We start from the raw sequence: 16131 nt of genomic DNA on the forward strand, positions 1-16131 counted from the left end.
CAGCAGTTGCAGAGGGGGAGAACTCATCTAAGGTCCGGAGGAAAATGACATGAAACATACTGATATCATTGAAAAGATGACAATAGAAGAAAAGGCGGCCATTTTAAGCGGTAAGAATGTATGGCAGTCCCGGAACATTGACCGGCTGGGAATCCCTTCCATATTCTGCGCTGATGGCCCCCATGGAATCCGGAAGCAGGCAAGGGAAGGGGATCATCTGGGATTAAACGCTTCCCTTCCGGCCACCTGCTTTCCTACGGCAGCGTCCATCTCCAATAGCTGGGATATGGACCTTTGCCGTGAGATCGGGGAAGCTCTGGGAGAGGAAGCCTCGGCTCTGAACGTGAACGTCCTGTTGGGGCCTGGCCTTAATATTAAGAGAAGCCCCCTTTGCGGAAGAAATTTTGAATATTTCTCCGAAGATCCCTACTTGTCCGGAAAGCTGGCGGCAGCCTACATAAAAGGCATTCAGAGCCAGGGAGTGTATGCATGCCCCAAGCATTTTGCAGTCAACAGCCAGGAGCTTCGCCGCATGGCCATGAATTCCGTGGTGGATGAAAGGACCTTAAGAGAGATTTATCTGGAAGGCTTTGAAATTGCGGTGAAAGAGGGTGGGGCAAGATCCATTATGACCAGCTACAATGAGGTCAATGGTGTCTATGCCAATGAAAATGAACATCTTCTAAAGGATATCCTGCGGGGAGAGTGGGGATTTGACGGCATCGTCATCACCGACTGGGGCGGTTCCAATGACCATGTGAAGGGAGTAGCAGCAGGGTCTAACCTTGAAATGCCTTCACCCGGCCTTCATTCTGCCAGAGAGTTGATCGCTGCAGTAGAAAATGGAAGCCTTTCCATGGAAGCGCTGGAGGCTAATGTCGATGATTTGCTGGAGGCAGTGTTCGCCCTTACCGGGAACCGGGAAAACAAGCGGAAATCCTTTGATAAAGAAGAGCATCACAAGCTGGCGGAAAAGGCAGAAGAGGAGAGCATCGTACTCTTAAAGAACGAGGATGAACTTCTTCCGTTAAAGCCCGGCTGCAAGGTGGCATTAATCGGTGACTTTGCATTCACTCCCCGTTATCAAGGGGCAGGATCTTCCCTGGTAAACCCAATCCGGGTGGAGAATATGGAGGAGATGATAAAGGATTATCCCTTGAATGTGGCCGGCTGTGCCAGAGGCTATTCCCGTGGTGGAAAGACTGATGTCACCTTAAGAGATGAGGCCTTAAAGCTGGCTGCCCAGGCCGATGTGGTGCTATACTGCTTTGGACTTGATGAAATCAGTGAATCAGAGGGGATGGACCGAAGCCATATGGGAATCCCCCAGAACCAGATCAGTCTGCTCACTGCTTTATCAGAGGAAAACCCCAATGTAGTAGGAATTTTAAGTGCAGGTTCTGCCATAGAAATGCCATGGCATGAATGCTGCAAGTCCCTTCTCCACGGCTATTTAGGCGGAGAAGCCGGTCCGTCTGCCATGCTTCGCGTAATAACCGGTGAAGTGAACCCTTCCGGCCGGCTGAGCGAGACTTATCCGCTGCGGTATGAGGACACTCCGGCTTACCGGTATTTTCCTGGAGCAGAGCGCTGCTCCCAGTACCGGGAGGGCATTTATGTGGGCTACCGATATTATGATACCGGGAAGGTTAAGGTTCAGTATCCCTTTGGCTATGGGCTGTCCTATACCACATTTTCCTATAAAAACCTTGAGATATCGGAGAATGAAGTCCGTTTTACCCTGGCGAACACGGGAAAAGTTGATGGTAAGGAAGTTGTCCAGCTTTATGTGGGTGGACCTAAGGGCAGGATATTCCGGCCTGAAAAAGAGCTGAAGGGCTTTAAGAAAGTATTCTTAAAGGCAGGGGAAAGTAAAGTAATCACCATCCCCTTTGATGATAAGACCTTCCGGTACTGGAACAGGCTGACCAACCGCTTTGAGGTGGAGGGAGGCGTTTATTCCATCTTTATCGGTGCAAATGTAGCGGATATCAGGCTGCTTCAGACCGTGACCCGGGAAGGGACTACGGAAGATTGGCCTTATAAGGCAGAAACCCTTAAATCTTACTATACCGGCAGGATCAGCCAGGTGTCTGAGAAAGAATTTGAAACTCTTTTAGGGCATCCGGTTCCCGAAGGAAAATGGTCTGGAGATCTGAGCTTAAATGATGCACTATGCCAGATGTATTATGCCAAAAGTCCCTTGGCCAGACTGGTCTGGTGGATTCTGACAGGCTTAAAAAACAAGAGCGAAGAAAAGGGAAAGCCGGATTTAAATCTCTTATTCATTTATAACATGCCGTTCCGTGGAATCGCCAAGATGACCGGAGGAGCAGTCAGCATGGATATGGCGGAGGGGATGGTTTTGGCAGTAAACGGCCATTTTTTCCGCGGGATGAGACGTATCATCGGCGGGTATTTTGCCAATGCAAAAGCAAACAGAGCTTATGAAAAAAAGCTCTCCGGTAAATAGAGGGGAGGGAGCACATGCTGTCACGAATAAAAGCCGGCTGGATGACCTTTGCGGATAACCATCCGACCTTAGCACAATTTTTAATATTTTTTCTCGTGTCCAACGGAGTTACGGTATTACAGATGATTTTAATGCCGGTTTTCCGGAACATTTTCGGAATGACTTCCCTGGTGGATACAAACTTCCAGATATGGCATGTTGGCTCCAATCTGGACGGTACGCCCTATTATATATTTAATTACGGGGCGGGCGCACTTTCCGCCGGCGGGGGCGGAGGACTTGCGTATTTTCTGGCAGTGGAGATTACCATGGGAATCGCCCAGGTCATCAACTTTTTTCTTCAGAGAAATGTTACCTTTAAAGCCAATAACAGCGCAGCAAAGGCAGCGTTGTGGTATGTGATCGCCTATATCATTATCACCATCGGCGCAGCCGCTCTGCAGGGCCTTTATAAGGCTCCTGTCTATCATCTGTTCATGAATGGTTTAAACCTGGGCGGAGGTGGAGAGACCATTGCAGATGTAATCACTATGCTGATCAATTCAGCAATTTCATTCTGGGTGTTCTTCCCCATCTTTAAAGTTATTTTTAGAAACAATGACAAATAGGCGGAACCCGTATAAGAGTTGTAAATGCATAATAAAATCAGGCAGCCCGTATGAATTTTGTTCATACGGGCTGCCTGATTTATTAGGCCGTAATCTGCTGCGAGGTACCACCGCACATTACTTAATCTCGTTTTATGTCGTTAGGCAGGAGAGTTATGGTAAGCCGAAAGCACTGCCATGCTTATTAATGAACGGCCAATGTCTCTTCCTGGATCGGTATGAGAATCTGGAGGCGGAACCAGTTATCACTGGAAGAGATGGTCATAGAACCGCCATATTTTTCTACTGCAGCCTGAATGCTCTTTAAACCATACCCATGATACAGTTTATTACTTTTAGTGGTGGGAGGAAGGCCGCCGGTCACTATGGCCAGCTGGTTTTCCAGATAATTTTCACACTGGATCATTAAAAAGTGGTTTCGTTTGAATATGGAGAGATTGATCAGCCTTTTTTCCGGATCTCCATACTGGGAAACACATTCGATGGCATTATCCAGAGCATTTCCAAAGATGGAACAGATGTCTTTTACATGCAAAAAGGAAATCAGTTTTCCATCGGCCATACAGGTTAAGGTGATCTTGTTCTGAGCGCAGTAGGTACTTTTTGTAGTCAGTACCACATCTAATACCTGATTCCCTGTATTGGCCATAGCCTCTTGGGTAAGAATGGCTTTCTCCATTTCCGATAGGTATTGTTCCCGCTTTTCCGGATCTTTCTCTGCCCGGATGGCAATCATGTAATGCTTTAGATCATGGAATTCCCGTCTTAACAGTTCCATGTTGTCAATGGCCATGCGGTACTGGTCGTACTGACGCTGTAAGACTCCGTTCATTGCATGGTTTTCGCTGCGGACCTGCAGTTCTTTTCTCCTGTTCTGCTGGGCGAATAGCATCAGAAGCCCTCCGAAATCCACCAGGGTCCTTACATAGAGCAGAGAGCTGGTGGCACTGGAGAAGGGGGTATTGGGCATGACAAAGCTGATATTGCTGATCAGAAAGGCGCCCAATGCAATAAAAACAGCGCCAAGAAGCTCCTTCCGTTCCACTTCCATTCCCTCATCCTTTGGTATGTGTTCTTTTTCCAGAAAATAATACCCCGTATAGATGCAGCCATAGGAAATCCCCATGATCAAGACAGAAAGGGTCCTGCTTACCCGTCCGGAGCTTAGGGCCCACCATACATACAGCTGCCACTGGAAAGAAGCAGTAAACTCCGCCAGAACAAAAGCGCGGACGCAAAGGAATCCTGCGTCATAAGGGGAGATCCGGCAGGATGCATAGATGGAAAAATACATCATCAGGATGGCGGTGATCATACCGGGAAACCATAAGTACAGCGGGAGGATGCCGGCAATTAAGTGGAGCAGAAAAAACAAGCCAAGCATGCCCGCGAAAGAAGCGGTCAGTGCAGGTCCCTTAAGCCTTCTTCGTAGCATAAGGATGTAGCTGATGCAGGCGCACCATTCGGCCAGAGCGGTAAAGGGGCGGGGCGTATTCATGAGTTCGCCAAAGTTCATCGGTTTAACCTCCCATATATTCGGCCAGGCATTCCATAAATGATTTTTTCCGGCTCCGGCTAACAGGAATCCGATCGCCTGAAAACAGCAGCACCTCGATAGGCAGACAGCCGGTCACGTGTTTTAAATTAACCAGATAGGCATTGTGGCACTTGGTAAATCCAAAGGTTTTTAAAGCCTCTTCCAACCGTTTCATAGGGCCGGAAGCCACAAAGTTTCCTTTGTCCGTATGGATGAGAACATGGTGGAGCTGGCTTTCGATGTAATAGACGGAGTCCGTGCTCAGCCGCATGGTACCTTCGGGCCTGTCTATGCTGATATAGTGTACTGCCTGCCGTTTTAAGATTCTGCCTACTGCTTTATTTATGATTTGTGAAAAGGAAAGATAGGGAACTGGTTTTAATATATAACCCAGGGCGTCTACTGAATATCCCTCCACAGCAAACTGGGAGGAGGAGGTGATGAAAATAAAGATCACATCCTCATCAAGTTCCCTGATCTTTTGTGCAGTTTTCATGCCATTTAAATATTTCATCTGAATGTCCAGCAAGATGATATCATAGCTGGCAGAATAGTCCGATACAATATCAAGGCCGTCGGTAAAAGCCTGGATCTGAAAGCTGACGGAATTGTCTTTTTCGTACCGGGCGAGGTAGCTTCTCAGCGTTTCCACATATTCCATTTCATCTTCTACAATAGCGATTTTAATCATATCTTTGTCCTCAAACCGGTCATTCATTTTCTACTATAAAAGTATAGCATGAGCACCAAAAAAAATCCAAGGTATTTTACAGGAGCAGGTCCTTGGGAATTAAAGGAGGTGAAAAGGCCGTACATGTGATAAGATATTCTGAGATAAAGAATAATGTAGAAAAAATACGGAATCAGAAGAGTTAATCAATCTATGGAAAAGGAGTAAAGGGAGCATGAATGAACAGCTAAAGGACATGTGGCAGTATATTGAGGATCACAGCGGTGAAGCTTATGATCTGCTTTTAACCCTTGGAAAAATACCGGCGCCTTCAAATCATGAAGAACAACGAGCCAGGTTCTGCAGGGACTGGCTGGAAAAACAGGGAGCAAAGGGAGTGTATATCGATTCTGCATGGAATGTTATATATCCCATAGGCTGTACCGGAGATAACCCGGTGGTTGTGTTCGCAGCCCATACGGATGTGGTATTTCCGGATACAGAACCTCTTCCTATGGTCGTGGAAGAAGGAAAGATCAAGGCACCTGGGATCGGCGACGATACGGCGAACCTTTGTGCACTTCTCATGTGTGGAAAGTACCTCGCGCAAAAAAAGATCCTGCCCCAAAACGGCGGCATGCTTCTGGTAGCAAATGCCGGGGAAGAGGGACTTGGAAATCTGAAAGGGTCAAGGCAGATCATAAAGGATTTTGGACGCCGTTTGACAGCGTTTTATTCTCTTGACGGATATATGGATGGAATCGTAAATGATGCGGTAGGTTCCAAAAGATATAAGGTGGAGATATTAACGGAGGGAGGCCATTCCTTTGGAAAATTCGGAAACCGGAATGCCATAGCTTACCTGGCTTCTTTGATCAACACCCTTTATACCCTGAAGGTGCCGGAGACAAAGACGAAAACTACTTATAATGTGGGGATGATTTCAGGGGGAACTTCTGTTAATACCATTGCCCAGCAGGCTGAGATGCTATATGAGTTCCGTTCGGACAGCAGAGAAGATCTGGATTTTATGGACAGGCATTTTCATAGTGTAATCGAAAGCTACCGGGCTAAGATGATAGAGGTAAACACGACCTTGATGGGAGAGCGTCCATGTACAGGAGCCGTGGATGAGGAGCGTGAAAAGGAATTAGCTGAACATGTTTCTGAGGTCATTTATAAGCACACAGGGAGCAGGCCAAAGAAAGGCCCAGGCTCCACAGACTGCAACATACCCTTATCCATGGGCATCCCAAGCGTATGCTTTGGAGCTGTAAGGGGCGGCTTGGCCCATACGAGACAGGAATGGATCGAGACAGAAAGCTTAAAGGACGGCTACAGGATCGCCTTTGAAGTTATATTATCTTATTTTTAAGCGGGAAGGATTCGCCGGGGCCGGATGAAAAGAAATACGCCTTGATAGGGCTTTGATAAGCTGTTTCAAGGCGTACTTTCATGTTTCACCTGTTATTACTTTGTTCAAAAGCTGCTTCAAATCATCTGGCAGCAGCCATAACAGAAGGAATTAATAATTTTCCACTTTTCTTTCAAAATAAGCCTTAGGATGAGCACAGGTTGGACAGATCTCAGGAGCATCCGGTCCTTCATGGATATAACCGCAGTTGCGGCACTTCCAGCCAAGAGGAGCATCACCCTTAAAGGTTTTGTCGTTCTTTAAGCTGTCAAGCAGCTTTAAGTAACGTTTTTCATGAGCAGCTTCTACTTTTCCTACGAATTCAAATTTCAGAGCCAATTCATGAAAGCCTTCTGCCCTGGCATCCTCTGCCATTTTCTTATACATATCGGTCCACTCATAATTTTCACCGGCAGCAGCATCTGCTAAGTTTTCTTCCAAGGTACCAATGCCGTGCAATTCCTTGAACCACATCTTAGCATGCTCTTTTTCCTGATCAGCAGTTTCTAAGTACAGGGAAGCCATCTGCTCATAGCCTGCCTTTTTGGCAGCGGATGCATAATATGTATACTTGTTTCTTGCCATGGATTCGCCTGCAAAAGCATCTTTTAAGTTCTGTTCTGTTTTTGTTCCCGCATATTTGGACATCGTATGAACCCTCCTGATTTGAATTTTGTTTGATCTATACATTGCAATTGGGGAGCGGTAGTTTATTATGCCGCTCCCTAAAGGTGTATTAACCGAAGTATCTTTCTAATAAGCCCTTGAATGCTTTACCGTGACGAGCCTCATCTTTTGCCATTTCATGTACGGTGTCATGGATTGCATCTAAGTTTAATGCCTTTGCACGTTTTGCAAGATCGAATTTACCTGCAGTTGCACCATTCTCAGCAGCAACACGTAATTCCAGGTTCTTCTTTGTGCTGGAGGTTACGCATTCGCCTAATAATTCTGCAAATTTAGAAGCATGCTCAGCCTCCTCGAAAGCAGCCTTCTCATAGTATAAGCCGATCTCAGGGTAGCCCTCTCTGTGAGCAGCTCTTGACATTGCAAGATACATACCAACCTCTGAGCATTCGCCTTCAAAGTTAGCTCTTAAATCCATCATGATGTCTTCCGGAGAACCCTGTGCAACGCCGATTTCATGCTCGCAGGCCCAGGACATATCTCCATCCTGTAACTTGAACTTTTCAGAAGCAGCCTTGCATACTGGACAGAACTCCGGAGCTGTCTCCCCTTCGTGAACGTAACCGCATACAGTACAAACCCATTTCTTCATGATCTCATGTCTCCTTTTTATTTTTAATATTTATAGTTTGTTATTGATAGTAATCGATAACAGTAATTATTACTGATATTAATTTACCATAACTTTATCCTGATGTCAAGTGTTATCGAGAATTATTTTCAAAACAATTCTTGCAGGTTCCATAGAAGTAAATCGTGTGACTGTCCACCGTGCCGTCCGCATGCTCCTGAGCCATATGGTTGATGTTATCCATAGGGGCCAGTGGCAGGTCACTGACCTTTCCGCAATGCTTACATACGAAATGGTAGTGAGGCGAAGTGTCCGCATCAAAGCGGTCTGCGCCATCTCCGCATGTCAGCTTTTGGATTTCACCCAGCTCAACCAGAAGGTTTAAGTTGCGGTATACGGTTCCAAGGCTGATGTTGGGATATTCCTCACGGATCAATGTGTATAGAGCATCGGCAGTGGGATGGTCGTGCCTTGCCATTAGACAGGCTTTAATGGATTCCCGTTGACGGCTATACTTTAATGTTTTCATGGCCGCTCCTTTTCTAAAATAATAATTATATTAGTAATTGTTACTATTTAATAATAAAGGATTTCAGCCCTTTTGTCAATCCACAGTTATATTTTGGCTATAGGTTCTCCCGTGCGATCCGTATGAATTCTTCCGTAGCCTGGGATAAATATCTGCCTTTATAGCGGCCGAATGCCAGAACACCGTGACTGCGCCTGTAATTTAAAGAGAAAAAATGAAGTCCTGTCTTTTTCATACCGGCATTTGGACTACCGGACATGAACATTTTGGGGTAAAAGGTAATTCCCATTCCCTTGGCTGCAAGGGCAAGCACTGTTTCTATATTCTCTGTCTCCAAAAGAATGGAAGGAGTAAGCTGGGCATCTTCGAAAATTTCATCGGCAATGGTACGCACCCGGTTTCCCTTGTTGATGAGAAGGTAAGGGCAGTCCTTTAAAAGCTGCACGTCCGCATTTTCTTCCAGCACCTTTATCATCTCCTCCTGCTGTCCCGGAAAATACCGGTCCAGAATCTGGTCCGGAACCACAAGAAGGATTTCCTCTTCGCAAATAGGAACGGTTTCCACATGATCCACTTTAAAAGGAAGGAGGTCGATCATCAGATCGATGTTTCCGTGGATCAGGGCAGTGCTAAGCTCGGAAGAATTTCCCTCTACCAGATGGATCTCAATGTTTGGAAACTTTTCCTTATAAGCGGGAAGGATGGCAGGGAGAAGGAAGCGCCCCCTGGTATGGGAGATCCCGATGGAAAGCTGTCCCGTGGTAAAATCCTTAATATCGGCAAGCTCCCGATAGGTTTCGTCCTTTAGGTCCAGCATCTGCTTTGCCCGGACTTTTAAGGCCCGGCCTGCGTAGGTCAGGGTAAGCGGCATGGTACGGTTGAAAAGCTGGACATCAAACTCCTTTTCCAGATTGGAAATATGGCTGCTTAAGGATTGCTGGGAGATGTACAGCTGCTTGGCAGCACGGGTGATATTTAATTCCTCCGCAACCGCCAGAAAATATTCCAGGTTCAGGAAGTTGATCATAGATAAGCCTCCAGCTTCGGAATATAGGGAATGAGCTTATTAAGGGAAGTGTTTACAATAAGTTCTTCCGGGAATTTCAATTCTTCAATAAGTTCTAAGGCCCTCACATGGTTTCCCACATCTGCTTCCGTATGGGCGTCGCTGTCAATGATGATGGAAGCCTTATAACGCTTGCAAAGCTCCAGCATGGTCCGGTAATTTTCCGCGGCGTTCATTCTTGCGCTTAGGGGATGAAGGGAACTGGAATTAAGCTCCAAAAGGGTATGGTTTTCAGCAGCGGCGGAAACAAGGGTGTCATAATCCACCGGAAAACGGCTGTCATCAGGGTGGCCGATGATGTGGATCAGAGGATTTTCAATGGCTCCAAGATACGCCCTTGTATTTTCAGAGGAAGTTCCGCTTTTGTAGCAGGGTTCATGGAGGCTGGCAATGGAGTAATCCATTTTTTCCAGAAGACCTTTTCGCAAATCCACACGCCCTGTGTGATCCATAATATTAAGCTCAACGCCCATGAGTATATTGACTCCGTAGATTTTACGGGGGATTACTTTAAAATTTATAAAATAAAACTCGTGGCATGTTCCTGGCATTTTAGGTGCATGATCCGTAGAGCCCATAAGAGCAAGGCCTTTTTCAGAGGCAGATTTAGCCATTTCATATAAAGTGTTGTACGCATGTCCGCTGGCTACGGTGTGGGTATGCAGGTCCATTATGTCGTTCATGATTCTTGTCCTTTCTGTATCTGGCCTGGGGGCATCCCCAGTGGAAAATATTTCATATATATAAATATAACATATTTTTACTGAGAAAACTATAGAAATATCAGGCGGGATGTGATAAATATATAGGTAGATTTTATGCAGAACTGAGTGATTTATGAACGGAGGAGATATCAATGAGCGAAGAGATGAAGGAAACAGACGTAAGGGAAGAAGCAGTAGAGACTATGGCTGATTATGCCGCAGAACTGGAAGCATCCTTTAAAAGGGTAAAAGAAGGAGATGTTCTCACAGGGACCGTTATTAGTGTGGATGAGGACAAGGTCACATTGGATCTGAAATATTATGCGGAGGGGATCATTGACAAGGAGAATATAAGCAATGACCCGGAATTTAACCTGCTTAGGGAAATCCAGCCTGGGGACGAAATCACGGCAACAGTTATAAACGCCAATGACAGGGAAGGAAACGTGGTCCTTTCCAAAAAATTGGCGAGTGACCAGAAGGCCTGGGAAACCCTGGACGGTTTGTTAAAGGACCGAACCATTGTCAATGTAAAAATCGCTGAGATCGTAAAAGGCGGAGCTGTTGCTTACCTGGAGGGGATCCGGGGGTTTATACCGGCTTCCAAGCTGGCGGGGGAATATGTGGAGGACTTAGAGGAATATAATGGAAAGACCATTGAAGTCACAGTCATCACCGCAGACGAGGAAAACAATAAGCTTGTGCTTTCAGGCAAAGAGCCGGCCCTTATGAAGCAGAAGGAAGAAACCAACAAAAAGATCGCAAAGTGCGAGGTAGGGTCCATCATGGAGGGAACGGTGGACAACATAAAAGATTACGGTGCGTTTATTAACCTGGAAAATGGGCTTTCCGGCCTTCTTCATATCTCACAGATCAGCACCCAGAGGATCAAGCATCCAGGGGTCGTGTTAAAGGAGGGACAGACGGTAAAGGTGAAGATCATATCCATAGCGGATAACAAGATAAGCTTAAGCATGAAGGCCCTCCAGGAGGTAGAGGAAGCGAATGAAGAGGTCTTTGATTACAAGGAAGAAGGTTCTGCATTTACAGGGCTTTCGGCGCTCTTAAAGGGATTGAAATTTTAGAAAATCAGGAAAAAGAATATAAAATATCAGGTTTCTATGGTATACTATTCTTGAGGAGCAGGGGCTGCCGGGCGATGGGGCTGCCCCTGTCTCGCTGACTTGCGCGAATCATGAGCCGAAAAAATATGCCTGCATATTTATTTGGCAAATGCCGCTGAGGCTAAAAAAACCCGCAAAGCGTGTTTTTTTTAGTTGGAAATGCGGGTGCGAGAGAGAGGGGGGAATTGGAATGAACATTCCCAAATCATTTAATCAGGTCGATCAGTGGAAATCTGTAATGTTTTTGTATGACTCGGCATTAAAGGAAATCAGTACTAAAATCGAAATACTTAATAATGAGTTTGTGCATATCTATAATTACAATCCCATTGAACACATTAAGTCAAGGCTAAAGACCCCGGACAGCATTGTGAAAAAGCTGAAGCGGTATGGCTATGATGTGACAATCGACAACATGGTGGAGAAATTAAATGATATTGCAGGGATACGGATTATCTGTTCTTTTACATCGGATATTTACCAGATTGCGGAGATGATAACAAAGCAAAGCGATGTCACGGTTCTTTATGTGAAGGACTATATTAAGTATCCAAAGCCTAACGGTTATAAAAGCTATCATATGGTAATAACCATTCCCATCTATCTGACGGATGGTCCGGTGGACACCAAGGTGGAAATTCAAATCAGGACGATTGCCATGGATTTCTGGGCAAGCCTGGAGCATAAGATATATTATAAGTTTGAAGGCAATGCACCTGCGTACTTGCAGCAGGAGCTGAAGGCCTGCGCGGATGTGGTGAATATGCTGGATGGGAAGATGTTTTCCTTAAACCAGGCGATTCTGGAACTGAGTGAGGCTCAGCAGCGGGAGACAGCAGGAGAGGACATGATAGATGAGGACGAATTGACTTAAAAGATGCAGCCTTGACGATTCCGTTCGCTGAGGCTGCTTTTTACGCATACTCATCCGGCGAATGCCGCCGCAGCTTAGAAAATTCCCAAAGTATATTTCTAATTCTTTCCGCAAAAAGAAGGTTATGGCATGAGTACATTAACAAAAGACACCTGGAAGATCATAAAGTTCAATCAAAAAAATGCGTTTGTTTTTGAATTGCTGTTTCGGTTGGTTACCACGACCCTGTATCTGCTTCTCTTAAACAAAGGCCTTTTATTTGCGCTGCGCATGGCGGGATACAGCTATCTGACCGCCGGAAACATCGGCTATTTCCTGGCAAAGCCCTGGACGGTCCTTATGATTGCGGTGATGGTGGTTATCGGAATCCTGATTCTTATGCTGGAGACCGGCTGCCTTCTTACGCTGTATGAGGGGGCCTTCTACTCCCGGAAGCTTAAAATGGGGGAGATCTTAACCGGCGGCTTTTTTAAGCTGGCCCATGAGATCCGCAGAAAAAACTGGCGGCTGGGGCTTCTCATACTGGCGGATTACGGGCTTGTAAACCTGTATCTTATCTACCAGATGCTGACCCACGTAAAGCCTCTTAATTTTGTTATATCCGAGATTTTGAAAAAGCCTGCGGGAAAGGTGTCTGTGGCCCTTTTTGTGGTTTTGCTCCTGGCAGTCGTCATTCCCGGAATCTATACCATTCATGCCTGCATGGTGGAGCAGAAGAATTTCAGGGATGGGTATTTTAGAAGCCTATGGCTTTTAAGGCACCGGATATTAAAGGTTATAATTCTTTTAACCATTTATTACGCAGTGGCTGTAGTAGGACTCTGGCTTATCTATGCATTTTGTGTGCTGATTGCCGCCGTGGGAGTGACCTTGTTTACGGACAACAGTCTGGCCCTGGCCATCCTGCCGGCAGCATGCGGCCGGATCGAGATGGTGCTGATCTTTTTAACCAGTCTGTTCCTGGCTGTGGGAAACTGGGGTGCATTAAGCGTTCAGTATTTCGGATTTACCAGCAACTTTGCTAAAAGGAGTAAAAGCAGCGATTATTCCGGCAGCAAGTATGGAGAGAGGAAGCTGGCGGCCCTGTTCATGGCTGTGGCTGCGGCATTCAGCCTGTTTTCCCTATTTGGAGTTGTGCGGAATGGTTCTGCAATTACCACCGACTTGCTCAGCGTGATTCAGATCACCGCCCACCGGGGCAGCTCAAGAGCAGCCCCTGAAAATACCATGGCCGCCATGGCAAGGGCCGTTGATGACCTGGCAGACTTTGTGGAGATCGATGTCCAGGAGACAAAGGATGGCGTGGTGGTACTGGGGCATGATATCAGCTTAAAAAGAGTCTCAGGAATAAACCGTGCCATAAGCTCCTACACCTTTGAGGAATTACAGCAGCTGGATGTGGGTAAGTGGTTTTCTGCTGATTACGAGGGCGAACGGATCCCATCGTTAGAGGAGGTTATGGAATTCTGCAAGGGTCGGATCAATATAAATATTGAGATCAAGGATTTAGGAAGCGGCAGTGAGCTGCCGGATAAGGTCAGGGATCTGATTGAGAAATACCAGATGAAGGAACAGTGTGTTGTGACTTCTGTCCGCCTGTCCTATTTAAGCAGAATCAAGGAAATGGATCCTGATATCCGCACTGGTTATATTATATCAGCTGCCTATGGAGATTATTATTCCAGCGATTCTATCGACTTTATCAGCCTCCGTTCCAGCTTTGTGAGCGAAAGGCTGGTGGAAGCCGCCCATAAAAAAGGAAAGGCGGTTCATGCCTGGACGGTGAACAACAAAAGCGAAATGGAACGGATGAAGATGCTGGGAGTGGATAATATTATAACGGATTACCCGGTGCTTGCCAGAGAGATTGTATACCGGGAAGCGGCTACGGAAACCCTTATGGAATACTTAAGACTGGTATTAAAATAGACAGGAGAATGGATATGAAGATTGTTTTACAGCGGGTTGCCCATGCAAAGGTTACTGTTGATGGGCAGCAGATCGGCGCCATTGGAAAAGGCTTTCTGCTTCTTTTAGGAGTGTCCGATACGGATACGGAAGCCATCGCTGATAAAATGGCAGATAAAATATGCAAGTTACGGATTTTTCCCGATGAAAATGGGAAGACCAACCTTTCCCTGACAGATGTGGGAGGGGAAATCCTGGTGGTCAGCCAGTTTACCCTCTATGCGGACTGCAGGAAGGGCAACCGCCCAAGCTTTACAAAGGCAGGAGGACCGCAGCTTGCAAACAGCCTCTATGAATACGTGGTAGAGCGGTTAAAGACCTATGGAAACCAGGTAGAGCATGGAAGCTTCGGAGCCGATATGAAGGTAGAGCTTTTAAACGACGGACCGTTTACTCTGGTTCTTGACAGCGATGAAATCTGTTAATTAATTATCATTATAATATGGAGGAATCATAAAATGGAAAAAACTAAAGGACAACAATTACAGGAGGAACTGACATTTAAATTTCCGCATATCGCTAAGGATGCACCTTATCAGCGTGAAGAGGCGGAGATGTTCTGCGAGGGCTATAAAAGATTTCTGGACAACGGAAAGACCGAACGGGAATGCGTCAGAGAGGCCGTGGCAATGCTTGAGATGCAGGGATACCGTCCCTTTGAAGCCGGAAGAAGCTATAAGACTGGCGATAAGGTGTACTATGTGAACCGCGGCAAGGCCATCATTGCAACCACCTTTGGCAAAGCGGGAATGGAACAGGGGCTTCGCATCAATGGTGCCCACATCGATTCCCCAAGGCTGGATCTAAAGCCTAATCCTATTTTTGAAAAAAATGACCTGGCTTATTTTAAGACCCATTATTACGGCGGAATCAAGAAATACCAGTGGGGAACAGTTCCATTAGCCATCCACGGGGTGATCATTAAGAAAAACGGTGAGATTGTGGAATTAAACATCGGAGAAAAGGAAGGCGATCCCGTATTCTGCGTGACAGATCTGCTTCCTCATCTGGCAGGTGAGCAAAATGACAGGAAATTAAGAGATGGTTTAAAGGGCGAGGAACTGAATGTTCTCATTAGTTCCATTCCCTTTATTGACGAGGCGGAGCTTAAAGAGCCTGTAAAGCTTCTGGCCCTAAAGCTGCTAAACGATCGCTATGGAATTACAGAAGCGGACTTCTTCCGCGCTGAGATTGAGCTGGTACCTGCCCAGAAGGCCTGTGACGTAGGACTGGACCATAGCCTTATCGGTGCTTACGGACAGGATGACAGGGTATGTGCCTATACGGCCCTTATGGCTGAAATCGATGCCAACATGCCTGAATATACGTCGGTCACCGTTCTGGCAGATAAAGAGGAAGTCGGTTCCGAGGGAAATACCGGCTTAGATTCCGATTTTGTGCTTCACTACATTCAGGATCTGGCTGCCATGGCTCAGGTAGATGTAAGAAAGGTGCTCAGAAACTCCATTTGCTTATCCTCCGATGTCAATGCGGCCTATGATCCTACCTTTGGCCAGGTATATGAGGACCGCAATTCCTGCTTTTTAAATAAAGGCTGCGTCCTGACCAAGTACACCGGTGTCCGGGGTAAATCAGGTTCCAACGATGCCAGTGCGGAGCTTATGGCAAAGATCATCGCCATGATGGAGCAGGAAGGTATTTACTGGCAGATCGGAGAGCTTGGCGCAGTGGATCAGGGCGGCGGCGGCACCATTGCCAAATATGTGGCTCATATGAATGTGGATGTGGTGGATTTGGGAGTGCCCATTCTATCCATGCATTCTCCCTTTGAGCTTTCTTCCAAGCTTGATGTATACAATACATACAAGGCTTTCCGGGCATTTTACAAATAATACTTCCTTTCAGCGGGCAAGTCCCCTCACTTAATGCTTTTCACATTTGAAAT

Annotated in this window: 15 protein-coding genes; 8 read left to right on the forward strand and 7 right to left on the reverse strand. The window is 46.3% G+C overall.

From position 1 onward, the window contains the following. Window positions 1–49 precede the first annotated feature (49 nt). Window positions 50–2473, forward strand: coding sequence for a glycoside hydrolase family 3 C-terminal domain-containing protein (locus H171_RS20930; protein ID WP_100306857.1), 2424 nt, complete (start codon window positions 50–52; stop codon window positions 2471–2473). Between the two features lie 14 nt (window positions 2474–2487). Further along, a complete protein-coding gene (locus tag H171_RS20935) occupies window positions 2488–3081 on the forward strand; it encodes a hypothetical protein (RefSeq protein WP_100306858.1) in 594 nt (197 codons plus the stop codon). Between the two features lie 184 nt (window positions 3082–3265). Here H171_RS20935 and H171_RS20940 read toward each other — a convergent pair whose 3' ends face one another. Further along, the gene (locus H171_RS20940) at window positions 3266–4597 is read right to left on the reverse strand and encodes an ATP-binding protein (protein WP_100306859.1); all 1332 of its coding nucleotides are present in this window, start codon (window positions 4595–4597) and stop codon (window positions 3266–3268) included. A 4-nt stretch (window positions 4598–4601) separates the two neighbouring features. Further along, window positions 4602–5309, reverse strand: coding sequence for a LytR/AlgR family response regulator transcription factor (locus H171_RS20945; protein ID WP_100306860.1), 708 nt, complete (start codon window positions 5307–5309; stop codon window positions 4602–4604). 214 nt (window positions 5310–5523) lie between these two features. Between H171_RS20945 and H171_RS20950 the strand changes: the two genes are divergently transcribed. Further along, window positions 5524–6663: a M20/M25/M40 family metallo-hydrolase gene (locus tag H171_RS20950; protein WP_100306861.1), complete on the forward strand. Its 1140-nt coding sequence runs from the start codon at window positions 5524–5526 to the stop codon at window positions 6661–6663. Window positions 6664–6813: 150 nt separating this feature from the next. Here H171_RS20950 and rbr read toward each other — a convergent pair whose 3' ends face one another. The 5 genes from rbr to H171_RS20975 form a co-directional block, all read right to left on the reverse strand. Next, window positions 6814–7350, reverse strand: a complete 537-nt coding sequence (gene rbr, locus H171_RS20955) for a rubrerythrin (RefSeq protein ID WP_100306862.1) — start codon at window positions 7348–7350, stop codon at window positions 6814–6816. 88 nt (window positions 7351–7438) lie between these two features. Further along, window positions 7439–7981, reverse strand: coding sequence for an NADH peroxidase (locus tag H171_RS20960; protein WP_025230384.1), 543 nt, complete (start codon window positions 7979–7981; stop codon window positions 7439–7441). A gap of 112 nt (window positions 7982–8093) precedes the next feature. Then, entirely contained in the window at window positions 8094–8489 is a 396-nt protein-coding gene (locus tag H171_RS20965; RefSeq protein WP_100306863.1) for a Fur family transcriptional regulator, read from the reverse strand. A 97-nt stretch (window positions 8490–8586) separates the two neighbouring features. Next, window positions 8587–9516 (reverse strand): LysR family transcriptional regulator, encoded by a 930-nt coding sequence (locus H171_RS20970; protein ID WP_100306864.1) that lies wholly within the window; start codon window positions 9514–9516, stop codon window positions 8587–8589. Beyond that, on the reverse strand, window positions 9513–10238 hold the full coding sequence (locus tag H171_RS20975; protein ID WP_100306865.1) for a phosphatase: 726 nt from the start codon (window positions 10236–10238) through the stop codon (window positions 9513–9515). Before H171_RS20975 ends, H171_RS20970 begins: the two co-directional genes overlap by 4 nt. Window positions 10239–10411: 173 nt before the next feature. Here H171_RS20975 and H171_RS20980 point away from each other — a divergent pair, with 173 nt between their 5' ends. From H171_RS20980 to H171_RS21000, 5 genes are all read left to right on the forward strand, one after another. Then, window positions 10412–11344, forward strand: a complete 933-nt coding sequence (locus H171_RS20980) for a S1 RNA-binding domain-containing protein (protein ID WP_100306866.1) — start codon at window positions 10412–10414, stop codon at window positions 11342–11344. A 229-nt stretch (window positions 11345–11573) separates the two neighbouring features. Further along, window positions 11574–12257 carry a GTP pyrophosphokinase gene (locus H171_RS20985; RefSeq protein WP_100306867.1) on the forward strand — a complete coding sequence of 228 codons (684 nt, stop codon included), beginning with the start codon at window positions 11574–11576 and terminating at the stop codon, window positions 12255–12257. A gap of 129 nt (window positions 12258–12386) precedes the next feature. Next, window positions 12387–14186, forward strand: coding sequence for a glycerophosphodiester phosphodiesterase (locus H171_RS20990; RefSeq protein ID WP_100306868.1), 1800 nt, complete (start codon window positions 12387–12389; stop codon window positions 14184–14186). Between the two features lie 14 nt (window positions 14187–14200). Continuing rightward, entirely contained in the window at window positions 14201–14650 is a 450-nt protein-coding gene (gene dtd / locus H171_RS20995; protein ID WP_025230377.1) for a D-aminoacyl-tRNA deacylase, read from the forward strand. 33 nt (window positions 14651–14683) lie between these two features. Then, window positions 14684–16078, forward strand: coding sequence for an aminopeptidase (locus tag H171_RS21000; protein ID WP_100306869.1), 1395 nt, complete (start codon window positions 14684–14686; stop codon window positions 16076–16078). Window positions 16079–16131 lie beyond the last annotated feature (53 nt).

The organism is [Clostridium] celerecrescens 18A, assembly GCF_002797975.1.
Taxonomy (GTDB): Bacteria; Bacillota; Clostridia; order Lachnospirales; family Lachnospiraceae; genus Lacrimispora; species Lacrimispora celerecrescens.